The sequence below is a fragment of the Micrococcus sp. KBS0714 genome (assembly GCF_002008305.4).
Taxonomy (GTDB): Bacteria; Actinomycetota; Actinomycetes; order Actinomycetales; family Micrococcaceae; genus Micrococcus; species Micrococcus luteus.
The window spans coordinates 1,206,915-1,231,724 of sequence record NZ_CP042169.1 but is presented as its reverse complement, the minus strand read 5'-3'; the positions used below and the strand labels follow the sequence as shown (position 1 = coordinate 1,231,724).

Here is a 24,810-nt window from a genome sequence, read left to right as displayed (position 1 = left end):
GAGCCGGGGTCGCAGGGCCCGAGGACTAGACTGGCACAGTGCCCCGACCTCCCCTGACCCCGGATCCCGTGCCGCGCGACGAGCCCGTCCTGCGCCTGAGCGACGTCCACCGGAGCCTCGGCCGCGGCCGGTCCCGCACCCCCGTCCTGCGGGGCGTCGACCTCACCGCCCGTGCCGGCGCCGTCACGGTGCTGCTCGGCCCCAACGGGGCCGGCAAGTCCACCACCCTCGGCCTCTGCCACGGCATGGACCGGCCCGACGCCGGCACCGTGCGCGTCTTCGGCGCAGACCCGTGGCGGGCCTCCGCCGACCTGCGCGCCCGCATCGGCGTGATGTGGCAGGAGGGCGGCCTGCCGCCCGCGATCCCCGCCCGCCGCTTCGTCGGCCACGTGGCGTCCCTGTACCGCGACCCGCTGCCCGTCGAGCCGCTGCTGGAGCGCCTGCTGATCGCCGAGGTCGCCGGCCGCCCCCTGCGCCGCCTCTCCGGTGGCCAGCGCCAGCGCGTCGCGCTCGCGGCCGCCCTCGTCGGCCGGCCGGACATGCTGTTCCTCGACGAGCCCACCGCGGGCCTCGACCCGGAGACCCGGCCCGTCGTGCACGACGTCGTGCGTGAACAGACCGACCGCGGCGCCGCCGTGCTGCTGACCACGCACCTGCTCGACGACGCCGAGCGGCTCGCGGACGACGTCGCCATCCTGCGCGCCGGCCGCGTGGTGCGCTCCGGCTCGCTGGCCGAGCTCACGCGCGTGGCCGAGGGCGACGTCGTCGACGTGGACTTCGGCGACGCCTCCCCCGACGCCGTCCGCGCCTGGGCCGACACCCTGCCCGCGCCGCTGCGCGCGGCCGGCCTCGACGAGTCCGCCCGCCTGCGCGTGGCCGGCGTCCGCGGCCCGGACGACCTGGCCGTCCTCGCCGCGAGCTGGCGGGAGCACGCCCTGATGCCCACCCGATTCGAGCGCGCCGGACTGCGCCTCGAGCAGATCCTCCGGGAGACCGCCGCATGAGCACGCCCGTCGTCGACCACCGCGCCCCGGCCGGCACCGGAGCCCACGCCGGCGCCGCCCCGCTGGCCGCCCGCGTCCTGCGTCAGGCCGGCTACGAGACCGGCACCGCGCTGCGCAACGGCGAGCAGCTGCTCGTCACCGTGGTGCTGCCCCTGCTCGCGCTCGTGGGCGTGCACGTCACCGGCCTGCTGGACGCCCCCGGCCGCTCGGGCCTGGACGTGGCCGTGCCCGGCGTGCTCGCCCTGGCCGTGATCAGCTCCGCGTTCACGGCCACCGCGATCGCCACGGGCTTCGAGCGTCGCTACGACGTGCTCGCCGCCCTGGCCACCACCCCGCTGGGCACGCTCGGCCTCGTCGCCGGCAAGGCCCTGGCGGTGGTGGCCCTCCTGCTGGTGCAGGTGAGCGTGATCGGCGGCGTCGGCCTGGCGCTCGGCTGGCGTCCGGACCCCGAGGGGATCCTGCCGGCCCTCGTCGCCCTCGCGCTGGGGGCCGCCGCCTTCACGGCCCTCGGGCTGCTGCTCGCCGGCACGGCCCGGCCGGAGGCGACCCTCGCCGTCGCCAACCTGCTGTGGGTGCTGTTCGGCGCCGTCGGCGGCACGGTGTTCCCCGCGCGGGTGCCCGGCGTGGACCTGCTCCCCTCCGGCGCGCTGGGCACGGCCCTGCGGGCCGCCCTCCTGGACGGGGCCTGGTCGCCCGTCCCCCTGCTCGTGCTCACCCTGTGGGGCGCCGTGGCCGTCGCGGCCGCGCTCCGCTGGTTCCGCTGGCGGCCCTGAGCCGTTCCCCGTCCCCCTGCATCGAACGATCGGAAGGACACCGTGTCCACCACCACCCCCGCGGCCGGGACCGCCCCGGCCGGGCTCGCCGCCCGCCTGCCGCAGCGCCTCACGAAGGCCACCATGGCCCTCGCCGTGGCGTCCCTGGCGTCCGAGATCGGCATCATCGTCACCGGCGGCGCCGTGCGCCTCACCGGCTCCGGCCTGGGCTGCCCCACGTGGCCCAAGTGCTCACCCGAGTCCCTCACCAACACCCCAGAGATGGGCATCCACGGCTACATCGAATTCGGCAACCGGACGCTGACGTTCGTCCTGGTGGTCATCGCCGCCGCCATGTTCCTGTCCCTGTGGAACCTGCGCGGCACCCACCGGAGCCCCTTCTGGCTCTCCGTGGGCCTGCTGGCCGGCATCCCCGCGCAGGCCCTCGTGGGCGGCGTCGTGGTCCTGACGAATCTGAACCCGTGGTGGGTGGCCGGTCACTTCATCGTGTCCTCGATCATGGTCGCCGTGGCGACCCTGCTCGTGGTGCGCATCGCCGCCGAGCGCCGCGCCGGCCGGGCGGGCGTGCCCCTCGTGGACGGCGCCACCACCGTCCGGTCCCGTGCCGCCGCCTGGGCGGCGTTCGCGCTGACGTGGGCCGCCGTGTACCTGGGCACCGTGGTGACCGGCACGGGCCCGCACTCCGGCGACCCCGGCTCGCCGCGCCACGAGTTCGACCCGCTGCTGGTCACCCGGATCCACGTGATCCCGGTGTACCTGCTCCTGGCGGCCGCCCTGGTCCTGTTCTTCACGGTGCGCCGCGCGGCCGGCGCCTCCCGCCTGCAGCGCGCCGCCGTGCTGCGGCTCCTGCTCGCCCTCGTGTTCCAGGCCGCCGTGGGCTACACCCAGCACTTCACGGGCCTGCCGATCGGTGTGGTCCTGCTGCACATGCTCGGCTCGGCACTGCTCGTGGCGTCGGCGACGGAGGCCTGGGACCGGCAGGTCGCCCGCTACGTCACGGCCGGACCCGGTGCCGCGGTCGAGACCGCCACGCCCGCGCGCACCGTCGCCGCGGGCTGACGCCCCGCGCACGCGAACGGCCCCGCACCGGCTGGTGCGGGGCCGTCGTCGTCGGCGTCCCGGGGAGCGCTGGGGGCGGACCGGCGCTCAGGCGCCGAAGTGCATCAGCGGCGCACCCACGAACGGGTCCACGGCCAGGGCGATGAACAGCAGCGTCAGGTAGGTGATGGAGAGGTGGAAGACCTTCATGGCCTTGCGGTCCTCGAAGTCCTCGCGCTGGGCCTGCACCTGCAGCACGTGGGACTCCCAGATGAACCAGCCGCCGACGACGAGCGCGACCGCGGTGTAGACGATGCCGGCCCAGCCCATCGGCACGAGCAGGAGGGAGCAGGCCACGGTGGCCCACGCGTAGAGCACGACCTGGTTGGAGACGTGGCGCGCGGAGGCGATGGCGCCGAGCATCGGCACGTCGGCCTGCTGGTAGTCGCGCTTGTACTTCATGGACAGCGGCCAGTAGTGCGGGGGCGTCCACAGGAAGACCACGAGGAACAGCACGATGGCCGGCCACTCGACGGTCCCGCGCACGGCCGCCCAGCCGATCAGCACGGGGAAGCAGCCGGCGATGCCGCCCCACACGATGTTCTGCTCCGTGCGGCGCTTGAGCACGAGCGAGTACACGACCACGTAGAAGAAGATGGCGGCCACACCCAGGCCGGCCGCCAGCCAGTTGGCGCCGAACCCGAGGATCAGGATGGACACGACCGTCTGCACCCACGCGAACACGAGGGCCTCGCGGGGGGTGACCTCGCCGGTGACGAGCGGCCGGTTCTCGGTGCGCTTCATGACCCGGTCGATGTCGCGGTCGATGTAGCAGTTGAAGGTGCCGGAGGCGCCGGCGGCGAGCGCACCGCCGACGAGCGTGGCGATCATGGTGAGCACGTCCGGGAAGCCGCGCTGCGCGAAGATCATGGTCGGCAGCGTGGTCACCAGCAGCAGCTCGATCACCCGGGGCTTCGTCAGCTCGACGTACGCCCGGACCTTGCGGCGCAGGGGCAGCGGGGACCGGTCGACGACGCCGGGCTCGGCGGCGGCGACGCGGGCGGCGGACGGCGACTCCAGGGAGGATGACATCTGCTTCTCACGGTGAGGGGACGGTGGGCGTGCCCGTCCCGGGGTTCGGATCGGCCACTCGGGCGGTCCGCCTGCGGTCAGGCCTTGACCCAGTCTACTCGTGTCAACGGCTGTTCGCCCGGGGGCGAAGCATGTCATGAGGCGCCCGGTCGGGCCCGCCCCGCCGTCGCGCGGCTAGGCTGGGACGACGGCCCCGCGCCGCGACGCCCCGGCGTCGGCCGGGGCCGCACCCCGACGCTCCCGATCCGCCAGGAGAGAACCCGTGACCGACGCCGCGCAGCCGTCCACCCCCCCGACCCTGGACCGGGTGGCCCCGGCCCGCGGGTTCGTCTACTCGGAGCAGGACCGCCGGATGGTGGACACGCTCAAGGCGCTCTCGGCGGACGCCGTGGAGAAGGCCGGGCACGGCCACCCCGGCACCGCGATCTCGCTGGCCCCCGTGGCGTGGCAGCTGTACCAGAACGTCATGCACCTGGACCCCACGGACGACCGCTGGGAGGGCCGGGATCGCTTCATCCTCTCCGCGGGCCACGCCTCGCTCATCCAGTACCTGCAGTTGTTCGCCGCGGGCGCCGGGCTCGAGATCGAGGACATCCAGGGGCTGCGCACCGAGGGATCCAGGACCCCGGGCCACCCGGAGTACGGCCACACCCACGGCGTCGAGGTGACCACGGGTCCGCTGGGCCAGGGCCTGGCGATGGGCGTCGGCTTCGCGTACGAGCAGCGCCGCGTGCGCGGGCTGATGGACCCCGACGCCGCCCCCGGCACCTCCCCGTTCGACCACCACGTGTTCGTGCTCGCCTCCGACGGGGACATCCAGGAGGGCGTCGCCGCCGAGGCCTCCTCGCTGGCCGGGCACCAGGAGCTCGGGAACCTGGTCGTCGTCTACGACGCGAACCGCATCTCGATCGAGGACGACACGGACATCGCGTTCACCGAGGACGTGGTCCGCCGCTACGAGGCCTACGGCTGGCACGTGCAGGAGGTCGACTGGACCAACGGCGCCCAGGGCCACGCCGTGACCGAGTACACGGAGGACGTGGAGGCCCTGTACGACGCCCTCGTCGCGGCCAAGGCCGAGACCGGCCGGCCCTCGCTGATCAAGCTGCGCACCGTGATCGGCTGGCCCTCCCCCACGAAGCAGAACACCGGCGGCATCCACGGCTCCAAGCTCGGCACGGACGAGGTCGCCGGCCTCAAGGAGAGCCTCGGGCTGGACCCGACCAAGACCTTCGACGTCGACCCCGAGCTCCTGGCCCGCGCCCGGTCCATCGCCGAGCGCTCGGCAGAGTACCGCCGCGGCTGGGAGGTGGCGTTCCAGGCCTGGCGCGAGGCGAACCCGGAGAACGCGCGGCTGTACGACCGACTGGCCGGACGAGAGCTGCCCGCTGGCTTCGCGGACGCGTTCCCGTCCTGGGACGCGGACGAGAAGGGCCTGGCCACGCGCGCGGCCTCCGGAGAGGTGCTCACGGCCCTCGCGCCGGTCATGCCCGAGCTCTGGGGCGGCTCGGCCGACCTCGCCGGGTCGAACAACACCACCATGAAGGGCGAGCCCTCCTTCATCCCGGCCCGCCGCTCCACCGCCACGTGGCAGGGCCACGAGTACGGCCGCACCCTGCACTTCGGCGTCCGCGAGTTCGCGGCCGGGGCGATCGTCAACGGCATCACGATCGGCGGCCTGACCCGCGCGTACGTGGGCACGTTCCTGACGTTCTCCGACTACATGCGCCCCGCCGTCCGCCTGGCCGCCCTCATGGGCACCCCGAGCACGTACGTGTGGACGCACGACTCCATCGGCCTCGGCGAGGACGGCCCCACGCACCAGCCGGTGGAGCACCTGGCCGCCCTGCGGGCCATCCCCGGGCTCGACGTCGTCCGCCCGGCCGACGCCAACGAGACCGCGTGGGCGTGGCGGACGGTGCTCGAGCACCGGGACCGCCCGGCCGGGCTCGTCCTGTCCCGGCAGAGCCTGCCCGTGCTCCCCCGGGACACGGACGGCTTCGCCCCCGCCTCGGGCGTGGCCCGCGGCGCCTACGTCCTCATCGACGCCACGGATGCCGACGGCGCGCCGACGCCGGCCCGCGCGCTGCTGATCGCGACCGGCTCCGAGGTCTCCGTGGCCGTGCGGGCCCGCGCGCTGCTGCAGGCCGACGGCGTCCCGACCCGCGTCGTCTCCGCCCCCTGCCTCGAGTGGTTCGCCGAGCAGGACGAGGCCTACCGGGCCGAGGTCCTGCCCGACGGCCCCGACGCCCCGGTCCGCGTCTCCGTCGAGGCCGGCATCGCGATGCCGTGGTTCGAGCACACGGTGACGGCCTCCTCCCCGGGCGCCCGCGTGAGCCTCGAGCACTACGGCGAGTCGGCCGACGGCGCCCGCCTGATGGAGAAGTACGGATTCACTGGCGAGCACGTCGCCGAGGTGACCCGCGGCCTCCTCTGAGGCCCGGCGCCCACGGCGCCCCGAGCACGTCCACCCCGAAGGGAAGGCACCCGCAGACCATGAGCACCCCGCAGAACCCGAACACCGCCGCGCTGGCCCAGGCCGGTGTGTCGATCTGGCTCGACGACCTCTCCCGCACGCGGCTGGACGAGGGCACGCTCGAAGAGCTGATCGCCACCCGCTCGGTCACCGGCGTCACCACGAACCCGTCCATCTTCGCGGTCGCCCTCGCGGACGCGGGCGCCTACCAGGGACAGCTGCGCGACCTCGCCGCGGCCGGCGCCTCGGTGGACGAGGCCGTCGTCGCCCTGACGACCGAGGACGTGCGCCGCGCCGCCGACGTGCTCGCGCCCGTCCACGAGCGCACCGGCGGGGCGGACGGCTTCGTCTCCCTTGAGGTCGATCCGCGCCTGGCCCGCGACGCCGCCGGCACCGTGGCGCAGGCCCGCGAGCTGGCGGCGGCCGTCGACCGTCCCAACCTCATGGTGAAGATCCCCGCGACCGTGGAGGGCCTGTCCGCCATCGCGGACGTGCTCGGCGCGGGCATCAGCGTGAACGTGACCCTGATCTTCTCCCTGCCCCGCTACCGCCGGGTGCTCAACGCCTGGCTCACCGGCCTGGAGAAGGCCCGGGCGAACGGGCACGACGTCCGCCGCCTCCACTCGGTGGCCTCCTTCTTCGTCTCCCGTGTGGACACGGAGGTCGACGCGCGGCTGCGCGCGATCGGCACCCCCGAGGCCGAGGCGCTGACCGGCCGGGCCGCCGTCGCCAACGCGCGCCTGGCCTACCGAGCCTTCGAGCAGGCCCTGGACTCGGAGCGCTGGCGCCTGCTCGAGGCGGCCGGCGCCCCCGTGCAGCGGCCCCTGTGGGCCTCCACCGGCGTCAAGGACCCCGCCCTGCCGGACACGCTGTACGTCACCGAACTCGTGGCACCGCACACCGTGACCACCCTGCCGGAGAAGACCCTCGAGGCGGTCGCCGACCACGGGGTGATTGCGGCGGACACCGTCACGGGCGCCTACGCCGAGGCCGATGCCCTGCTCGACGCGGTCGGCGCGGCAGGCGTGTCCTACCAGGACGTCGTGGACGTGCTGGAGACTGAGGGCCTGGAGAAGTTCGAGGCCGCGTGGGACGAGCTGCTCGGCTCGGTCCGCTCCGGGCTCGACGCCCATCGCTGACCGCACCCGCCCCCCGACCCCGCCGCCCGCTCGCCACGCGCACGGAAGGACCCCCCATGAGCACCCTCGGCCTCACCGCCACCGGAGCCGCCCTCGAGGCGATCGACCGCCATCTGCCCGCCCTCCTCCAGGACCGCGTCGCCTCCCGCCTCGGGGCGCAGGACGCCGACCTGTGGGGGGCGCCGGCCCGCGACGAGGCCGCCAAGCGGCTCGGCTGGATCGACCTGTTCGAGGACTCCCGCGCCCTCGTCCCAGACATCGCCCAGCTGACCCGGGAGCTGCGCGCCGAGGGCGTGGACCGCGTGGTCCTGGCGGGCATGGGCGGCTCGTCCCTGGCCCCCGAGGTGATCGCGGCGACGGCCGGCGTCGAGCTCGAGGTCCTGGACTCCACGGACCCGCTCCAGGTCTCCCGCGCCCTCGAGCGCGACCTCGAGCGAACCGTGCTGGTGGTCTCCTCCAAGTCCGGCTCCACCGTGGAGACCGACTCGCAGCGCCGCGTCGTCGAGGCCGCGTTCCGCGACGCCGGGATCGACCCCCGCACCCGCCTGGTCGCCGTCACGGACCCGGGCTCACCGCTGCACGCCGCGTGCGAGTCCGCCGGCTGGCGCGCCGTCTTCACCGCGGACCCGACCGTGGGCGGGCGTTTCTCGGCCCTCACCGCGTTCGGCCTGGTCCCCACCGGCCTGGCCGGCGTGGACGTCGCGGCCCTGCTGGACGACGCGGAGGCCGTGCTCGACCTGCTGATCGCCGACGACGAGGACAACCCGGGCCTGCAGCTCGGCGCGGCCCTGGGCGGCACCCGCCCGCTGCGCGACAAGCTCGTCTTCGCCGACCACGGGTCCGGCATCGCCGGACTGCCGGCCTGGATCGAGCAGCTGATCGCCGAGTCCACGGGCAAGGACGGCACCGGGCTGCTGCCCGTCGTCGTCGCCCCCGGCGACCCCGAGACCGTGTGGGACGCCCCCGACCTGCTGCAGGTGCAGCTCGTCGGCGAGGACGACGTCGCGGCCCCGGGCCACGGCGTGCAGGTCGCCGGCTCGCTCGGCGCCCAGCTGCTGCTGTGGGAGGTGGCCACCGCGGTGGCCGGCCGCCTGCTCGGGATCAACCCCTTCGACCAGCCGGACGTGGAGGCCGCCAAGGCCGCCGCCCGCACCCTGCTGGACGGCCCCGCCGCCGAGCGGCCGGCCGACGGCGAGGTGGAGGGTGTCGAGGTCTCCGGCCCGGCGTCCGTGACCTCTGCCCCGGACCTGGCCGGCGTGCTGCGCGCCACGGCGGCACTGGTGCCCGAGGGCGGCTACCTGGCGGTCCACGCCTACCTCTCCCGTCATGACGACGCCGAGCTCGAGGAGCTGCGCGCGGACCTGGCGGACCTGGTCGGCCGCCCGGTCACGTTCGGCTGGGGTCCGCGGTTCCTGCACTCCACCGGACAGTTCCACAAGGGCGGCCCGGCCGTCGGCGTGTTCCTGCAGATCACCGGCGACGCCGGCCTGGACCTCGAGGTGCCCGGCCGCCCGTTCTCCCTGGGCAGGCTCATCGCCGCGCAGGCAGCGGGCGACGCCCGGGTGCTGGGCGATCTCGGCCGCCCCGTGGTCACCCTGCACCTGCGCCGCCGCGACGCGGGCATCGAGGCCCTGAGGAGCGCCGTCCGTGGCCGGTGAGTCCCGGACCGCCCCCCGCAACCCGCTGCGCGACCCCCGTGACCGGCGCCTGACCCGCATCGCGGGCCCGTCGGCGCTCGTGCTGTTCGGCGTGACGGGCGACCTGGCGAAGAAGAAGCTCCTGCCGGCCATGTACGACCTGGCCCAACGCGGCCTGCTGCCGCCGGCGTTCTCCCTCGTCGGCTTCGGTCGCCGCAGCTGGTCCGACGAGGAGTTCGCCGACTACGTGCGCGCCGCCGTCGAGGCCTCCTCCCGGACCACGTTCGACGAGACCGTGTGGGACCAGTTCCAGGGCGGTCTGCGCTTCGTCTCCGGCGCGTTCGACGACGAGGCTGCCTACGTCCGTCTCGACGAGGTGCTCGCCGAGCTCGAGACCTCACGCGGCACGCGGGGGAACACCGCGTTCTACCTCTCCATCCCGCCGGACTGGTTCGAGGCCGTCTCCCGCCACCTGGCCGACCAGGGCCTGGCCGACCGGTCGCAGCCGGCCGAGGGCCCGTGGCGCCGCGTGGTCATCGAGAAGCCCTTCGGCCACGACCTGGCCAGCGCGCAGGAGCTCAATGCTGTGATCGAGCGCGTCTTCCCCTCGGACGCGGTGTTCCGCATCGACCACTACCTCGGCAAGGAGACGGTGCAGAACATCCTCGCGTTCCGGTTCGCCAACCGGATGTTCGAGCCGCTCTGGAACGCGGAGCACGTGGACCACGTCCAGATCACGATGGCCGAGGACATCGGCATCGGTGGACGGGCGAGCTACTACGACGGCGTGGGCGCGGCGCGCGACGTCATCCAGAACCACCTCCTGCAGCTGCTCGCGTTCACCGCGATGGAGGAGCCGATCTCGTTCGACGCGGACCATCTGCGCGCGGAGAAGGAGAAGGTCCTCGAGGCCGTGACCGTCCCGGACACGCCCGAGGGACTCGCGGCGGCCTCCGCCCGCGGCCAGTACACCTCCGGCTGGCAGGGCGGCGAGCGGGTCACGGGATTCCTCGACGAGGAGGGCTTCAACCCGGCGTCCGTCACGGAGACGTACGCCGCGCTCAAGGTGGGCATCCGCACGCGGCGCTGGCAGGGCGTGCCGTTCTACCTGCGGGCCGGCAAACGCCTCGGCCGGCGGGTGACGGAGATCGCCGTCGTCTTCAAGAAGCCCCCGCACCTGCTGTTCCCCGTCCACGACGGGGACGAGTTCGGGCAGAACATCATCGTCATCCGGGTGCAGCCGGACGAGGGCGTCACCATCCGCTTCGCGTCCAAGGTGCCCGGCACGCAGACCGAGATCCGCGACGTCACGATGGACTTCGGCTACGGCCACGCCTTCACCGAGGACTCCCCCGAGGCGTACGAGCGTCTCATCCTCGACGTGCTCCTCGGGGAGCCGCCGCTGTTCCCGCGCCAGGCCGAGGTGGAGCTGTCCTGGCGGATCGTGGACCCGTTCGAGGAGCACTGGGCGAGCCTGGGCACCCAGCCCGAGCCCTACGCCCCGGGCACGTGGGGACCGCCCTCGGCCGACGCCCTCATGGCCCGCGACGGACGAAGCTGGAGGCGCCCGTGAAGATCCGCATGCACGACACCACCACCTCCCAGGTGGCCAAGCGCATCACGCAGCTGCGCGAGAAGAGCGGGGTCGTGGCCCTCGGCCGCGTCCTCACGCTCGTGATCAGCACGGACGACGCCGGCATCGAGTCCGCCGTCCAGGCCGCCAACGCGGCCTCGCTCGAACACCCGTGCCGCATCGTCGTCCTGGCCCTGGGCGACCCCGCGGCCCCCACCCGCCTGGACGCCGAGATCCGGGTCGGGGGCGACGCCGGCGCCTCCGACGTCGTGGTGCTGTGGTGCGCCGGGGAGAACGCCCACGCCGACGAGTCGCTCGTCTCCGGGCTGCTCCTGCCCGATGCGCCCATCGTCGTGTGGTGGCCCGGGGTGCCACCCGGGGTCCCCTCGGCGACGGCGCTCGGTCGCCTGGCCCACCGCCGGATCACGGACACGGCCTCGGCGTCCGCGGCCGAGCCCGCCCTGTGGGCTCTGCGCGCGGGCCACCATGAGGGGGACACCGACCTGGCCTGGACGCGCCTGACGCTGTGGCGGATCCAGGTGGCCGGGATCTTCGACACGCTCGACGTGGCCACCCTGCGCTCGGTGACGGTGGACGGGGCGCCGGACTCCCCCAGCACCATGCTGCTCGCGGCGTGGCTCACCCTGACCCTGAAGGTGCCCGTGACGATCGCGCACTCGAAGGTCGGCCACGGGATCCGTGCGGTGCGCCTGCGGTGCACGGACGGGGACGTGGTGCTCTCCCGCTCGCAGTCGCAGGTGGCCCGGCTCTATCAGCAGGGCCGGCCGGTGCAGCGCATCTCCCTGCCACGCCGGACGATCCAGGACTGCCTGGCCGAGGAGCTGCGCCGCCTGGACCCGGACGAGGTCTTCGGCGCCGTGCTCCACCAGGGCCTGCCGCGCACGGACCTCTCCCCCGTGCAGGCCTCCGAACGCTGAGGGGCCCCCGGCGCCCCACCGGTCCGGGACGCGCGAACGCCCCGCACGGATCTTCCGTGCGGGGCGTTCGCGTCGGGGCCCGGCGGGGCGGCCTCAGGACTCCATGGTCAGACGCGGCAGGACGCCGAGCAGGGCGATCACGACACCCCAGGCGACCACGGAGCCGACGGTCAGGCGGGTGAGCAGACGCTGGGCGGAGCCCGAGGAGCTCATCGAGCTGGTCACGCCGCCGCCGAACATGTCCGAGACGCCGCCGCCGCGGCCCTTGTGCAGCAGGATGAGCAGCACGATGACCACGCTGAGCACGACCACGAGGATCTGCAGGGCCAGGGTCAGGACGTCCACGGGAGGGCTCCTCGGGTCGAGGTGCGGCCCCGGCGCGCGCCGGGGCCGTCACGGAGAATGCGGTCGGTCGGGCCGGACGGATCAGGCCTGGTCGAACCGGACGATCTTAGCAAACTCGTCCGCGTCGAGGCTGGCGCCGCCCACGAGGGCGCCGTCCACGTCTGGCTGCGCCAGCAGCGCCGGCGCGCTGGAGGACTTCACGGAGCCGCCGTAGAGGATCCGCAGTCCGGCGGCGACGTCGTCGCCGTGCAGTGCGGCCACGCGGGCGCGCAGGGCCGCGCACATCTGCTGCGCGTCCTCGGGGCCGGCGACCTCGCCCGTGCCGATCGCCCACACGGGCTCGTAGGCGACGACGACGCCGGCCACGTCCTGCGCCGACAGGCCCGCGATCGAGCCCTCCAGCTGGGCGAGCGTGTGCTCGACGTGCCGGCCGGCCTGGCGCACCTCCAGGCCCTCGCCCACGCAGATCACCGGGGTGAGGCCGTGGCGCAGGGCCGCGGCGGCCTTGCGCGCGACGAGGGCGTCGTCCTCCCCGTGGAGGGTGCGGCGCTCGGAGTGGCCCACGATCGCGTAACGGCACCCCAGCGCGGCCAGGAACGCGCCGGAGACGTCGCCCGTGTAGGCGCCGGCGTCCTCGGGCGAGAGGTCCTGCGCGCCGTAGACGAGGTCCAGGCGGTCACCGGTGACGAGCGTCTGCACGGACCGCAGGCCCGTGAAGGGCGGGAACACCGCGACCTCCACGGCCTCCTGGTCATGGTCCGCGTCCGAGAGGAGCCACGTGAGGCGCTGCACCAGGGTGACGGCCTCGAGGTGGTCCAGGTTCATCTTCCAGTTGCCCGCGATCAGCGGCACGCGCGTGGTCTGCTCCGCCATGCTCACGCCCGCCCCTCGCCGGCCAGGGCGGTGACACCCGGCAGCTCCTTGCCCTCGAGGTATTCGAGGGAGGCGCCGCCGCCGGTGGAGATGTGGCCGAACGCGTCGTCGGCGAAGCCGAGCGTGCGCACGGCCGCCGCGGAGTCGCCGCCGCCGACCACCGACAGGCCGCCGGCCGCGGAGGCCTCGGTGAGGGCCCGGGCCACCGCCCGGGTGCCCTCCGCGAAGGCCGGGAACTCGAACACGCCCATGGGGCCGTTCCAGAACACGGTCTGGGCGCCGCGGATCTGCTCCGCGAACGCCCGGGCCGTCTCGGGGCCGATGTCCAAGCCCATGGCGGACGCGCCGTGCGCGCCCGAGGTGAGGGCGTCCACGGCCAGGACCTCGTGCTCGGCGTCGGCCGCGAAGCCGGAGGCCATGACGATGTCCGTGGGGAGCACGATGCGGGCGGCCCCGGCCTCGGAGCGGCGCAGGTACTCGCGGACGGTGTCGAGCTGGTCCTCCTCGAGCAGGGAGGCGCCCACCTCGTGGCCCTGCGCCTTGAGGAACGTGAAGAGCATGCCGCCGCCGATCAGCAGCGTGTCGGCCTTGTCCAGCAGGTTGTCGATCACGGCCAGCTTGTCCGAGACCTTCGACCCGCCCAGCACGACGACGTAAGGCCGCTCCGGGGACTCGGTCAGACGGGTGAGCACCTCGAGCTCGGCGGCGACCAGCGGGCCCTGGTGGGCCGGCAGCTGTGCCGCGACGTCGAACACGGAGGCGTGCTTGCGGTGGACCGCGCCGAAGGCGTCGCCCACGTAGGCGCCGTCGTCGCCGGCCAGCGCCGCCATCTCGCCGGCCAGTGCGGCGCGCTCGGCATCGTCCTTGGAGGTCTCGCGGGCGTCGAAGCGCACGTTCTCCAGCAGCAGCACCTGGCCGTCCTGCAGGGCGGCGGCCTTCGCGCGCGCGTCGTCCCCGGTCACGTCCGCGGCGAGGGCGACGTCGGTGCCCAGCAGCTCGGCCATGCGCGCGGCGACGGGGCGGAGGGAGTACGCGGGGTCCGGCTCACCCTTGGGGCGGCCCAGGTGGGCCATGACGATCACGCGCGCACCGGCCTCGGCCAGGTCCCGGATCGCGGGCAGCGAGGCACGGATGCGGCCGTCGTCGGTGACGGTGTCCCCGTCCAGCGGGACGTTCAGGTCGGACCGGATGAGCACGGTGCGGCCGGCGACGCCGGCCTCGAGCAGATCGGTGAGGGTCGGTGCGGGCATGATGCCTCCTGGGGTGCCGGAGCGGGGTCGGTTCACGGTGCAGTCTAGGCGGACGGCCCGGGCCGACGGAGGAACCGTCGGCCCGGGCCGTCGGGCGCCGTGCGGGCTCAGAGCTTCGAGCCGATGAGGTCTGCGAAGTCCATGAGCTGGGAGGTGTAGCCGTACTCGTTGTCGTACCAGCCGATGATCTTCACGGTCTGGCCGATGGACTTGGTCAGCGGGGCGTCGAAGGTGCACGCCGCCGGGGAGGTGATGATGTCCGAGGACACGATCGGGTCCTCCGAGTAGACCAGGCGGCCCTGCAGCGGACCGGACTCCGCGGCCTTCTTGAACGCCGCGTTGATCTCCTCGACCTCCACGTGGCGCGTCAGCTCCACGGTCAGGTCGGTGGCCGAGCCGGTGATGGTGGGCACCCGCATGGCGAAGCCGTCGAGCTTGCCCTTCAGCTCCGGGATGACCTCGCCGATGGCCTTGGCCGCGCCCGTGGAGGTGGGCACCATGTTCTGGGCCGCGGCGCGCGCCCGACGGCGATCCTTCTTGTGCACGTTGTCGTGCAGGTTCTGGTCGCCGGTGTACGCGTGGATCGTGGTCATGATGCCGTCCACGATGCCGAACTCGTCGTTGAGGACCTTCGCCATCGGGGCCAGGCAGTTCGTGGTGCACGAGGCGTTCGAGACGATGTGCATCGACTCCGCGTCGTAGGTGTGCTCGTTCACGCCCATCACGAAGGTGCCGTCGACCTCCTTGGCGGGGGCCGAGATGAGGACCTTCTTGGCCCCCGCGTCGAGGTGGGCCTGCGCCTTGGGGCCGGTCGTGAAGATGCCGGTGCACTCGATGACCAGGTCCACGCCGAGCTCACCCCACGGCAGCTTCGTCGGGTCGGCCTCCTGGAAGAACGCGACGTCGCGGCCGTCGATGCGGAACCCCTTCTCGGTCCGCTCCAGCTCGCCCGGGTAGCGGCCCAGGATGGTGTCGTACTGGGTCAGCCAGAACAGGTCCTCGGGGTCGGCGAGGTCGTTCACCGCGACCAGCTCGAGGTTCTCGTGGCCGCGGTCCCTGAGCACGCGCACGATGTTGCGTCCGATGCGGCCGTAGCCGTTGATGGCGATCTTGGTCATGGTGGTCTCTCTCGTTAGTTCGCGTTGCGTGGTCCCCGTGGCGGTGGGTCCGGGGCGGTACGGTCGAGCGGTCGCGCCCGGTCCGGGCGCGCGGTGGGGACAGGGCCGGAGCGCCGAGCCCCTCCCCGCATCGGGGCGCTGACGTCGTGGGGCCACGACGTCAGCGCCCCGGTGCGCGGTGTGGATCAGGCCGGGAGGATCAGGCCGGAGGCGCCGGCGCGGGCGGCCTCGAAGCGGGCCTGCACGTCGGCCCAGTTCACGATGTTCCAGATCGCCTTGACGTAGTCCGCCTTGACGTTCTGGTAGTCGAGGTAGAAGGCGTGCTCCCACATGTCCAGCTGGAACAGCGGGATGGTGGCGACCGGCACGCCGTTCTGCTGGTCGTAGAACTGCTCGATCACCAGGTTGCCGCCGATGGGCTCGTAGGCCAGCACGGCCCAGCCGGAGCCCTGGATGCCGAGGGCGGCGGCGGTGAAGTGGGCCTGGAACTGGTCGAACGAGCCGAAGTACTCGTCGATGGCGGCGGCCAGCTCGCCGGTCGGCTTGTCGCCGCCCTCCGGCGAGAGGTTCTTCCAGAAGATCGAGTGGTTCGTGTGCCCGCCCAGGTTGAAGGCGAGGTCCTTCGACAGCTGGTTCACGGAGCCGAAGTCGCCGGCCTCACGCGCGGCGGCCAGCTTCTCCAGGGCGGTGTTCGCGCCCTTGACGTACGTGGCGTGGTGCTTGGAGTGGTGCAGCTCCATGATGCGGGCCGAGATGTGCGGCTCCAGCGCGGCGTAGTCGTAGTCCAGCTCCGGAAGGGTGTATTCGGTCATGCTTCCTCCTTGGTCAGGCGAGGCTGCGGGCAGGACGCCCTCGGCCTCCACCTCGGGCAACCTCGCGTCTCGGCGGCGTATTCCGTCCGTCTCCATTGTGATCGGGGGCGGAGCGCCGGGGCCAGATCCCGTCGACGGTGATCCCGCGCTCAGCCTTCGGAGGCCGCGTCCGTCCCGGGGATGCCCCGCTCGGCGGCCCGCTTGTCCGCCATGGCCAGTAGCCGGCGGATGCGCCCGGCGACGGCGTCCTTGGTCATCGGCGGGTCCGCGAGGCGGCCGAGCTCGTCGAGGGAGGCCTGCTTGTGCTCGAGGCGCAGCCGTCCCGCGTAGCGAAGGTGGTCGGGCACCTCGTCCCCGAGGATCTCGAGGGCCCGCTCCACCTTCGCCCCGGCCGTGACAGCGGCCTGGGCGGAACGGCGCAGGTTGGCGTCGTCGAAGTTCGCCAGGCGGTTGGCGGTGGCCCGGACCTCTTTGCGCTCGCGCCGCTCGCGCCAGAGGGTCGCGGTCTGCTCCGCGCCGACGGCGGCGAGCAGCGTGGCGATCGCCTCGCCGTCGCGGACCACGACGCGGTCCGACTGACGCACCTCGCGCGCCTTCGCCGCCACGCGGAGCCGACGCGCGGCCCCCACCAGCGCGAGCGCGGCCTCCGGGCCCGGCGTGGTCACCTCGAGGGCCGCCGAGCGGCCGGGCTCGGTGAGGGAGCCGTGGGCCAGCAGGGCCCCGCGCCACACGGCGGCGGTGGCCGCCGTCGTCCCGCTGACGAGGACCGGCGCGAGGCCACGCACGGGCCGTCCCCGCTGGTCGATGAGCCCGGTCTGCCGGGCGAGGTCCTCTCCCCCGCGCACGACCCGGAGCACGTACCGCTGACCACGGCGCAGGTTGCCGCCGGAGACCACCACGATCTCCGGGGCCAGGCCGTACAGCTCGGTGATGGCGGCCCGCAGGCGGCGCGCACTGGCGCCGTGGTCCAGTTCAACCTCCACGACGACGCGGCCGGCCACGAGGTGCAACCCCCCGGCGAACCGCAGCATCGCCGCGGTCTCCGCCCGCCGCTCCGGGGTCGCGGCGACCGGCACACGGGCCAGCTCCTCCTTGAGGGTCATGGTCAGCGCCATGCTCGTGCTCCTTCTCGGCGAGGTGCGCGCGTCAGTGGGTCATCGCCTCGCCGATCGAGACGGCCAGGCGCAGCGGGTCGTGGACCTGGGGATCCTGGGCACTGCTCACTCTACTGAACGCCACGCGCGCGCCCATCCGGGCCGCCTCGGCCTCCACCGCCGCCCGGTCGGTGACCGCGTCCACGTCGGCGATCACCACGTCCAGCCGGAGGTCCGGCGCATAGGAGCGCAGCACCTTGAGGTGGTCGGCGTGGGTGAGGCCGGTGGTCTCCTGGTCTCCCGTGCGCAGGTTCAGCACCATGAGGCGCCGGGCGGTGGTGGCGGCGAGGGCCGCGCGCACGTCCGGCATCAGCAGGTGCGGCAGCACCGACGTGTACAGCGAGCCGGGTCCGAGCACCACCCAGTCGGCCATCTCGATCGCCGAGAGCGCCTCCGGGGTGGCGGGGGCGTCGGACGGGCTCAGGCGGACGTCGGTGACGCGCCCCTCGAACGCGGCGACCGCGAGGGCCACCTGGCCCTCCACGCATCGGGTGCGCAGGCGGCCGTCCGGGCCGGCGCTGAGCACGTCCCCGCCGATGGTCAGCGGCACCCGCGAGACCGGCAGGACCTCACCGTGCGCCCGCAGCAGGGCGCCGGCCCAGCGCAGCCCGTCCACCGGGTCGCCCAGCAGCTCCCAGAGGGCGACGATCAGGAGGTTCCCGAGCGCGTGGTTGTCCAGGGTGGCCTGGTCGGCGGGCACCTCGGTGGAGTGGAAGCGGTGCTGCATGACGTGGGCCCAGGTCCGACCCCAGTCGGTGTCGTCGCACAGGGCGGCCAGCGCCATGCGGAGGTCGCCAGGCGGCAGCACCGCCATCTCCCGGCGGATGGTGCCGGAGGAGCCACCGTCGTCCGCCACCGTGACGATGGCCGTGAGGTGCCCGGCCACGTGCCGCAGGGCCGCGAGGGACGCGGAGAGGCCGTGGCCGCCGCCGAGGGCGGTGACGCGGGCCGTGGGGCGGGACATGCCGGCGCCCACCCCGCGCCCTTCCGAACCCATCCCGGGCGGCAGGGGCAGTTGGCCGGTGAGCGGGGACGTCATTCGCGCCCCATGTCCCGGTGCTGGACGTGCACCGTGACGTGGGGCACCTGGGCCAGGCGCCGGGCCAGCTCCTCGGCGACGGCCACGGAGCGGTGCTTGCCGCCCGTGCAGCCGATGGCGAGCGTGGCGTAGTGCTTGTTCTCCCGCCGGTAGCCCTCGAACACCGGCCCCAGCATGGCGACGTACGTGCGCAGGAAGTCCTCGACACCGGGGCGGGAGAGCACGTAGTCCGCGACCGCGGCCTCCGTGCCCGTGTGCGGACGCAGCGCCGGCACCCAGTGGGGGTTGGGGATGAAGCGCATGTCCGCCACGAAGTTCGCGTCCGCCGGGACGCCGTACTTGAACCCGAAGCTCATGATGGTCAGGCGCAGCGTGACGGGGCCGGACTCCGAGAACAGCTCGGTGATCTCCGTGGCCAGGCCGTGCACGTTCAGCTCGGTGGTGTCCACCACGACGTCGGCACGCGCCTTGAGCGGCTCGACGACGTCCCGCTCCGCGCGGATGCCGTCCAGCAGCCGGGCGTTGCCCTGCATCGGGTGGGGGCGGCGGCCGGCCTCGAAGCGTTGCAGGAGGACGTGGTCCTCCGCATCGAGGAACACGGTGCGATACTCCACTCCGCTGTTGGCCAGGTGCTGCAGGGCGGCGTACAGCTCCTCGAAGTAGGAGCGCGAGCGCACGTCCACCACGATCGCCAGGCGCGGGAACGCCTCCGGCGAGCGGGCGATGAGCTCGGCCAGCGTGCCGAACAGGGCCGGCGGCATGTTCTCCACCACGTCCCAGCCGTGGTCCTCGAGCGCGTGCGCGGCGGTGGTCCGTCCGGCGCCGGACATCCCGGCGATCACGAGCACCTCGGATGTCGGCGGCTTCTCCGGCTGGAGGGTCTCCTCGGTCATGACTCCACTGTATCCGCGGGCGTGTCGGCCGTGAGCGCCGTGTGGACGGCCTCGGCCAGCCGCGGCCCGATGCCGGCGACCTCGGTCAGCCGGTCCACGCCGGCGGCCCGGATCTCGGCGACGGAGCCGAAGTGGTTCAGCAGCGCGGTGCGCTTGGCCGGGCCCAGACCCGGGATCCCGTCCAGGGCGGAGACGGTCATCGCCTTGGACCGCCGGCTGCGGTGGCCCGCGATCGCGAACCGGTGCGACTCGTCACGGATGCGCTGGAGCAGGTACAGGCCCTCCGAGGTGCGCGGCAGGACCACCGGGAACTCGTCGCCCGGCAGCCACACCTCCTCGAGCCGCTTGGCCAGCCCGACCACGGGCAGGTCGTCCAGGCCCAGCTCCTCGAGGACCGCCGCGGCCGCGGCCACCTGTGGCGGGCCGCCGTCGACCACCACGAGCGAGGGCGGGTACGCGAAGCGGCGCCCCGCCTCCTGATCGTCCGCCTCGACCTGACCGGAGAGCGGGGCGCCCTCCGCGCGCTCCTTGGCCAGGCGGGCGAAGCGGCGCCGCAGGACGTCGCGCAGGGACGCCGTGTCGTCCCGGGCGGCCTCCCCCGTGACGTTGAAGCGGCGGTAGTCCTTCTTCTTCGGCAGCCCGTCCTCCATGACGACCATCGAGCCGACCACGTTGGTGCCCTGGGAGTGGGAGATGTCGTAGCACTCGATGCGCAGCAGGGGCTCGGTGATCTCCAGGGCCTCCTGCAGCTCCCGCAGGGCGGCGGAGCGGGTGGTGAGGTCCCCGGACCGCCGCGACTTGTGCAGCTTGAGGGCCATCTCCGCGTTCTCCCGGACGGTCTCCATGAGGTCCGCCTTCGAGCCCCGCCGGGGCACGCGCACGGCGACCCGGGACCCGCGCAGGCCCGAGAGCCACTCGGTGAGCTGTGCGGCGTCGTCGGGCTCGACCGGGACGAGGATCTCGTGCGGGATGCGCTCCGGCCCCTCGAGGTCGCCGTAGACCTGCTGGAGCAGGTGCGCGACCATCTCCGGCTCGGCGACGTCCTCCACGCGCTCCATGACCCAGCCGCGCTGGCCGCGGATGCGTCCCTGCCGGACGTGGAACACCTGCACCGCGACCTCCAGCTCGTCCGCGTGCAGGGCGAAGATGTCCGCCTCCGTGTTCTCCGGCAGCACCACGGCGTTGCGCTCGAACACGCGGCGCAGCGCGGCGATGTCGTCCCGCAGCCGGGCCGCGTCCTCGTAGCGCAGCTCCTCGACGGCACGGGCCATGGCCTTCTCCAGCTCGCGGATGAACCGGTTCGCGTCCCCGGCCATGAAGTCGCAGAAGTCCTGGGCCAGCGCGCGATGGTCCGCCGGGCTGATCCGGCCCACGCAGGGCGCCGAGCACTTGCCGATGTAGCCGAGCAGGCACGGCCGGTCCTGGGCGCGGGCCCGCTTGAACACGCCGGCCGAGCACGTGCGGACCGGGAAGACGCGCAGCATCAGGTCCACGGTCTCGCGGATCGCCTTGGCCGGGTGGAACGGGCCGAAGTACTTCACGCCGGGCTTCCGGTCGCCGCGCATCACCTGGACGCGCGGGAACTGCTCGTTCATGGTCACGGCCAGGTACGGGTACGACTTGTCGTCCCGGTACATGATGTTGAACCGGGGGCGGTACTCCTTGATCCACGTGTACTCGAGCTGGAGCGCCTCCAGCTCGGAGCCGACGACGGTCCACTCGACCGCGGCCGCCGTGAACACCATGGTCCGGGTCTTGGTGGCCAGCCGGGCGGGGTCCTGGAAATAGGAGCTCAGGCGGGCGCGCAGGTTCTTCGCCTTGCCGACGTAGACGACGCGTCCGTCCGCGTCGCGGAAGCGGTAGACGCCGGGCGACGTGGAGATCTCGCCCGGAGCCGGGCGGTAGGAGGCCGGATCAGCCACGGGCACCCGGGGCGGCGTTGTAGGCGTCCACGCGCTCCTGCCCCGAGAGCGCGCCGATGGCGTCCATGATCGCCGCCGTCGCGTCGCGGCGCTGCGGCAGGGTGTGTCGACGCCCGGGGTGGCCGAAGTCCAGGGGCGCGCCCACGCGCACGGAGAACCGGTGGGGACGGAAGCCGTTCGTGTCCGGCGGCTGGAGGTGCTGCGTGCCGACGAGGCCCACGGGCACCACGCGTGCGCCCGTGGCCAGGGCCAGCCAGGCCGCACCGGTGCGGCCGCGGTAGAGGCGGCCGTCGCGGCTGCGGGTGCCCTCCGGGTAGATGCCGACGCCCTGGCCGGACTCGAGCAGGCCCACGAGGGACTCGAGCGCGGCCACGGAGGCGGCCTGCTCGCCCCGGCGGACGGGGACGGAGCCCACGGACTCGAAGAACCGCCGCCGGACGCGGCCCCGCAGGCCCGTGCCCGTGAAGTACTCCTCCTTGGCGAAGAAGTGGACCGGGCGGGGGGCGAGGGCCTGGAGGATCACCGAGTCGACGAAGGACAGGTGGTTGGAGGCCATGACGAAGGGGCCCCGCGCAGGGACGTGCTCCATGCCGACGACCTCGGGGCGGCAGGTGAGCCGCAGGAGCGCGGCGGCGCTCCTGCGCACGGGCTCCGACGTCGCCATGGCTCTCCTTCGTCCGCGTCCTGCGTGGGCGGGGTCCATGCTACGCGAGCAGTTCCGCGAGGAACCGGCCCGTGTGGCTCTCCGCGACGTGTGCGACCTCCTCCGGCGTGCCCGCGGCCACGATCGTGCCGCCCCCGGAGCCGCCCTCGGGGCCGAGGTCGATCACGTGGTCGGCACTCTTGATGACGTCGAGGTTGTGCTCGATGGTGAGCACCGTGTTGCCCTTGTCCACGAGGGACTGGAGCACGTGCAGGAGCTTGCGGATGTCGTCGAAGTGCAGCCCCGTGGTCGGCTCGTCCAGCACGTAGATGGTGCGGCCGTTGGAGCGCTTCTGGAGCTCGGCCGCCAGCTTCACGCGCTGGGCCTCGCCGCCCGAGAGCGTGGTGGCGGGCTGGCCCAGGCGGACGTAGCCCAGACCGACGTCGACGAGCGTGTCCAGGTACCGCGAGATGCGGGTGTACGCGCTGAAGAAGTCCGCGGCCTCCTCGATCGGCATGTCGAGGACCTCGGCGATGTTCTTGCCCTTGTAGGTGACCTCGAGCGTCTCCCGGTTGTACCGGGCCCCGTGGCACACCTCGCACGGCACGTAGACGTCCGGCAGGAAGTTCATCTCGATCTTCAGCGTGCCGTCCCCCGCGCACGCCTCGCAGCGCCCGCCCTTGATGTTGAAGGAGAACCGGCCCTGCTGGTAGCCCCGGACCTTCGCCTCGGGGGTCTCCGCGAAGAGCTTGCGGATCGCGTCGAACACGCCCGTGTAGGTGGCGGGGTTGGAGCGCGGCGTGCGCCCGATGGGGCTCTGGTCCACGTGGACCACCTTGTCCAGGTGCTCGAGCCCCTCCACGGACCGGTGCCGGCCGGGCACGAGCTTGGCGCCGTTGAGCCGGTTGGCCAGGACCTTGTAGAGGATCTCGTTGATCAGCGTGGACTTGCCCGAGCCGGACACGCCCGTCACGGCCGTGAGGACCCCGAGCGGGACCTCCACCGAGACGTCCTTCAGGTTGTTCTCCTGGGCGCCGCGGACCGTCAGCACGCGCCCCTTCTCCGGGACGCGACGCCGCTCCGGCACCGCGATGGAGCGGCGCCCGGAGAGGTAGTCGCCGGTGACGGACCGCGTGTTCGCCTTGAGATCCGCCAGGGAGCCCGAGTGCACGACCTCGCCGCCGTGCTCGCCCGCGCGAGGACCGATGTCCACGATCCAGTCCGCCTCGGCGATCGTGTCCTCGTCGTGCTCGACGACGATGAGGGTGTTGCCGAGGTCCCGCAGGCGCAGGAGGGTCTCGATGAGGCGGCGGTTGTCCCGCTGGTGCAGGCCGATGGACGGCTCGTCGAGCACGTAGAGGACGCCGACCAGCCCGGAACCGATCTGCGTGGCCAGGCGGATGCGCTGGGCCTCGCCTCCAGAGAGGGTGCCGGCCGGCCGCTCCAGGTTGAGGTACTCGAGGCCGACGTCCAGCAGGAACGCCAGCCGGGCCAGGATCTCCTTGAGCACCTGGTCCGCGATCTGCCGCTCGCGGTCCGTCAGCCGCAGCCCCGAGAAGAACTCCATGGCCTCCCGCATGGGCAGGCGGGTGGCGTCCGCGATGGACAGGCCGCCCACGAGCACGTTCAGGACCGTGGGGTTGAGGCGAGCCCCGTGGCACGCCGGGCACGGGATCTCCCGCATGAACGACTCGTAGCGCTCGCGGGCGCCGTCCGACTCGGTCTCCCCGTGCTTGCGCATCACGTAGGGGATGACGCCCTCGAAGCCCGTGGTGTAGCGGCGCTCGCGGCCGAACCGGTTGCGGAACGTCACCTCCACCTTGAAGTCCTTGCCGTGCAGGACGGCGTCGCGCTCCGCCTCCGTCAGGTCCTTCCACGGGGTGTCCAGGGAGAAGCCCATCTCCTTGCCCAGCCCGCCGAGCACGCGCAGCCAGTAGTCCGAGGTGGACTTGCCGAGCGACCACGGCACGACGGCGCCCTCGCGCAGGGACAGCTCGTCGTTGGCGACGACGAGGTCCGGGTCCACCTGCAGGCGGGAGCCGATGCCGGTGCACTCGGGGCACGCGCCGAACGGGTTGTTGAAGGAGAACGAGCGCGGCTCGATCTCGTCCACGGTCTGCTCGTGCCCGTTGGGGCAGGAGAGCTTCTCGGAGAACGAGCGGTACCGGGGGTTGCCCTCGGCGTCCCGCCCGCCGAACTCCGCGGTGTTCTTCCTGCCCTTCTCGGCGACCGGCTCCACGTCCACGAACTCGGCCACGACGAGGCCGTCCGCCAGCTTCAGGGCGGTCTCCACCGAGTCGGTGAGGCGCTGGCGGATGCCCTCCTTCATGGCGAGGCGGTCCACGACCACGGCGATGGTGTGCTTGACCTGCTTCTTCAGCACGGGCGGGTCCGAGAGCTGGACGGTCTCCCCGTCCACGACGGCGCGGGCGAAGCCCTGCGTGGACAGGTCCTTGAACAGGTCCACGAACTCGCCCTTGCGGCCGCGGACCACGGGCGCGAGCACCTGGAAGCGGGTGCGCTCGGGCAGCTCCTCGAGCTGGTCCACGATCTGCTGCGGGGTCTGCCGGCTCACCGGCTCGCCGCACTGCGGGCAGTGCGGCACCCCGACGCGCGCCCAGAGCAGGCGCATGTAGTCGTAGATCTCGGTGATGGTCCCCACCGTGGAGCGCGGGTTGCGGTTGGTGGACTTCTGGTCGATGGACACGGCCGGGGACAGGCCCTCGATGAAGTCGACGTCCGGCTTGTCCACCCGGCCCAGGAACATGCGGGCGTAGGAGGAGAGAGACTCGACGTAGCGTCGCTGGCCCTCGGCGAAGATCGTGTCGAAGGCCAGGGAGGACTTGCCCGAGCCGGACAGACCCGTGAACACGACCATGGCGTCCCGCGGGAAGCTGACGTCGACGTCCTTCAGGTTGTGCTCGCGGGCGCCCTGGACGACGATGCGGTCCCGCTCGCCCGAGCGCGCGCCGCCGGAGCCGGAGGCGAGGCCGCCGGGGTGGGCCTCGACGGCGGAGGAGACGGTGGTGGAGGAGTTCTTGGGCACGCGGCCAGCATAGGGGCGGGCACGGACACGACACCGGGGTCTCGC

General features: G+C 73.3%; 20 protein-coding genes. 8 read left to right on the top strand and 12 right to left on the bottom strand.

Going from position 1 to position 24,810, the window contains the following annotated elements; translation table 11 throughout:
* Positions 1–38 precede the first annotated feature (38 nt).
* Genes B1A86_RS05665 through B1A86_RS05655 form a run of 3 tightly spaced genes read left to right on the top strand, consistent with a single transcriptional unit; the run spans position 39 to position 2,836 of the window.
* Positions 39–1,004, top strand: a complete 966-nt coding sequence (locus tag B1A86_RS05665; protein ID WP_223247537.1) for an ABC transporter ATP-binding protein — start codon at positions 39–41, stop codon at positions 1,002–1,004.
* On the top strand, positions 1,001–1,777 hold the full coding sequence (locus B1A86_RS05660) for an ABC transporter permease (RefSeq protein ID WP_036315265.1): 777 nt from the start codon (positions 1,001–1,003) through the stop codon (positions 1,775–1,777). The genes B1A86_RS05665 and B1A86_RS05660 overlap by 4 nt, the downstream gene beginning before the upstream one ends.
* A gap of 42 nt (positions 1,778–1,819) precedes the next feature.
* A complete protein-coding gene (locus B1A86_RS05655; RefSeq protein WP_069941296.1) occupies positions 1,820–2,836 on the top strand; it encodes a heme A synthase in 1,017 nt (338 codons plus the stop codon).
* An 87-nt stretch (positions 2,837–2,923) separates the two neighbouring features.
* On the opposite strand, the gene B1A86_RS05650 is transcribed toward B1A86_RS05655, so the two are convergent.
* A complete protein-coding gene (locus B1A86_RS05650) occupies positions 2,924–3,907 on the bottom strand; it encodes a heme o synthase (RefSeq protein WP_036315269.1) in 984 nt (327 codons plus the stop codon).
* A 262-nt stretch (positions 3,908–4,169) separates the two neighbouring features.
* On the opposite strand from B1A86_RS05650, the gene tkt reads away from it, so the two are divergent.
* The 5 genes from tkt to B1A86_RS05625 are packed head-to-tail and all read left to right on the top strand — an operon-like array spanning position 4,170 to position 11,670.
* Complete coding sequence (gene tkt, locus B1A86_RS05645) at positions 4,170–6,344, top strand: transketolase (protein ID WP_036315272.1); 2,175 nt, start codon at positions 4,170–4,172, stop codon at positions 6,342–6,344.
* 59 nt (positions 6,345–6,403) lie between these two features.
* Entirely contained in the window at positions 6,404–7,522 is a 1,119-nt protein-coding gene (gene tal, locus B1A86_RS05640; protein ID WP_063189246.1) for a transaldolase, read from the top strand.
* Between the two features lie 56 nt (positions 7,523–7,578).
* On the top strand, positions 7,579–9,180 hold the full coding sequence (locus tag B1A86_RS05635; protein ID WP_069941295.1) for a glucose-6-phosphate isomerase: 1,602 nt from the start codon (positions 7,579–7,581) through the stop codon (positions 9,178–9,180).
* On the top strand, positions 9,170–10,732 hold the full coding sequence (gene zwf, locus B1A86_RS05630) for a glucose-6-phosphate dehydrogenase (RefSeq protein ID WP_036315281.1): 1,563 nt from the start codon (positions 9,170–9,172) through the stop codon (positions 10,730–10,732). The genes B1A86_RS05635 and zwf overlap by 11 nt, the downstream gene beginning before the upstream one ends.
* Positions 10,729–11,670, top strand: coding sequence for a glucose-6-phosphate dehydrogenase assembly protein OpcA (locus B1A86_RS05625; RefSeq protein WP_036315284.1), 942 nt, complete (start codon positions 10,729–10,731; stop codon positions 11,668–11,670). Before zwf ends, B1A86_RS05625 begins: the two co-directional genes overlap by 4 nt.
* Before the next feature lie 93 nt (positions 11,671–11,763).
* Here B1A86_RS05625 and secG read toward each other — a convergent pair whose 3' ends face one another.
* The 11 genes from secG to uvrA all read right to left on the bottom strand — a co-directional run bounded on the left by secG (position 11,764) and on the right by uvrA (position 24,765).
* Positions 11,764–12,015 (bottom strand): preprotein translocase subunit SecG, encoded by a 252-nt coding sequence (gene secG, locus B1A86_RS05620; RefSeq protein ID WP_036315286.1) that lies wholly within the window; start codon positions 12,013–12,015, stop codon positions 11,764–11,766.
* Between the two features lie 81 nt (positions 12,016–12,096).
* Positions 12,097–12,888: a triose-phosphate isomerase gene (gene tpiA / locus B1A86_RS05615; protein WP_010078716.1), complete on the bottom strand. Its 792-nt coding sequence runs from the start codon at positions 12,886–12,888 to the stop codon at positions 12,097–12,099.
* Between the two features lie 2 nt (positions 12,889–12,890).
* Positions 12,891–14,138, bottom strand: a complete 1,248-nt coding sequence (gene pgk / locus B1A86_RS05610; RefSeq protein WP_036315290.1) for a phosphoglycerate kinase — start codon at positions 14,136–14,138, stop codon at positions 12,891–12,893.
* A 107-nt stretch (positions 14,139–14,245) separates the two neighbouring features.
* Positions 14,246–15,256: a type I glyceraldehyde-3-phosphate dehydrogenase gene (gene gap / locus B1A86_RS05605; RefSeq protein WP_036315293.1), complete on the bottom strand. Its 1,011-nt coding sequence runs from the start codon at positions 15,254–15,256 to the stop codon at positions 14,246–14,248.
* Between the two features lie 185 nt (positions 15,257–15,441).
* Positions 15,442–16,068, bottom strand: coding sequence for a superoxide dismutase (locus B1A86_RS05600; protein ID WP_036315296.1), 627 nt, complete (start codon positions 16,066–16,068; stop codon positions 15,442–15,444).
* 149 nt (positions 16,069–16,217) lie between these two features.
* Complete coding sequence (gene whiA, locus B1A86_RS05595) at positions 16,218–17,183, bottom strand: DNA-binding protein WhiA (RefSeq protein ID WP_036315298.1); 966 nt, start codon at positions 17,181–17,183, stop codon at positions 16,218–16,220.
* Between the two features lie 31 nt (positions 17,184–17,214).
* Complete coding sequence (gene yvcK / locus B1A86_RS05590) at positions 17,215–18,261, bottom strand: uridine diphosphate-N-acetylglucosamine-binding protein YvcK (RefSeq protein WP_069941294.1); 1,047 nt, start codon at positions 18,259–18,261, stop codon at positions 17,215–17,217.
* A complete protein-coding gene (gene rapZ, locus B1A86_RS05585) occupies positions 18,258–19,154 on the bottom strand; it encodes an RNase adapter RapZ (RefSeq protein ID WP_036315303.1) in 897 nt (298 codons plus the stop codon). Before rapZ ends, yvcK begins: the two co-directional genes overlap by 4 nt.
* Positions 19,151–21,076 (bottom strand): excinuclease ABC subunit UvrC, encoded by a 1,926-nt coding sequence (gene uvrC / locus B1A86_RS05580; protein ID WP_170720384.1) that lies wholly within the window; start codon positions 21,074–21,076, stop codon positions 19,151–19,153. Before uvrC ends, rapZ begins: the two co-directional genes overlap by 4 nt.
* A complete protein-coding gene (locus tag B1A86_RS05575; protein ID WP_078025546.1) occupies positions 21,069–21,740 on the bottom strand; it encodes a 1-acyl-sn-glycerol-3-phosphate acyltransferase in 672 nt (223 codons plus the stop codon). Before B1A86_RS05575 ends, uvrC begins: the two co-directional genes overlap by 8 nt.
* Before the next feature lie 40 nt (positions 21,741–21,780).
* Positions 21,781–24,765 carry an excinuclease ABC subunit UvrA gene (gene uvrA, locus B1A86_RS05570; protein WP_069941292.1) on the bottom strand — a complete coding sequence of 995 codons (2,985 nt, stop codon included), beginning with the start codon at positions 24,763–24,765 and terminating at the stop codon, positions 21,781–21,783.
* Between the last annotated feature and the right edge of the window lie 45 nt (positions 24,766–24,810).

Coding starts and splice junctions, on each gene's coding strand:
- B1A86_RS05660 (WP_036315265.1), top strand. CDS start 1,001: ATGAGCACGCCCGTCGTCGACCACCGCGCCCCGGCCGGCACCGGAGCC.
- B1A86_RS05650 (WP_036315269.1), bottom strand. CDS start 3,907: ATGTCATCCTCCCTGGAGTCGCCGTCCGCCGCCCGCGTCGCCGCCGCC.
- tal (WP_063189246.1), top strand. CDS start 6,404: ATGAGCACCCCGCAGAACCCGAACACCGCCGCGCTGGCCCAGGCCGGT.
- B1A86_RS05635 (WP_069941295.1), top strand. CDS start 7,579: ATGAGCACCCTCGGCCTCACCGCCACCGGAGCCGCCCTCGAGGCGATC.
- tpiA (WP_010078716.1), bottom strand. CDS start 12,888: ATGGCGGAGCAGACCACGCGCGTGCCGCTGATCGCGGGCAACTGGAAG.
- pgk (WP_036315290.1), bottom strand. CDS start 14,138: ATGCCCGCACCGACCCTCACCGATCTGCTCGAGGCCGGCGTCGCCGGC.
- gap (WP_036315293.1), bottom strand. CDS start 15,256: ATGACCAAGATCGCCATCAACGGCTACGGCCGCATCGGACGCAACATC.
- B1A86_RS05600 (WP_036315296.1), bottom strand. CDS start 16,068: ATGACCGAATACACCCTTCCGGAGCTGGACTACGACTACGCCGCGCTG.
- whiA (WP_036315298.1), bottom strand. CDS start 17,183: ATGGCGCTGACCATGACCCTCAAGGAGGAGCTGGCCCGTGTGCCGGTC.
- yvcK (WP_069941294.1), bottom strand. CDS start 18,261: ATGACGTCCCCGCTCACCGGCCAACTGCCCCTGCCGCCCGGGATGGGT.
- rapZ (WP_036315303.1), bottom strand. CDS start 19,154: ATGACCGAGGAGACCCTCCAGCCGGAGAAGCCGCCGACATCCGAGGTG.
- B1A86_RS05575 (WP_078025546.1), bottom strand. CDS start 21,740: ATGGCGACGTCGGAGCCCGTGCGCAGGAGCGCCGCCGCGCTCCTGCGG.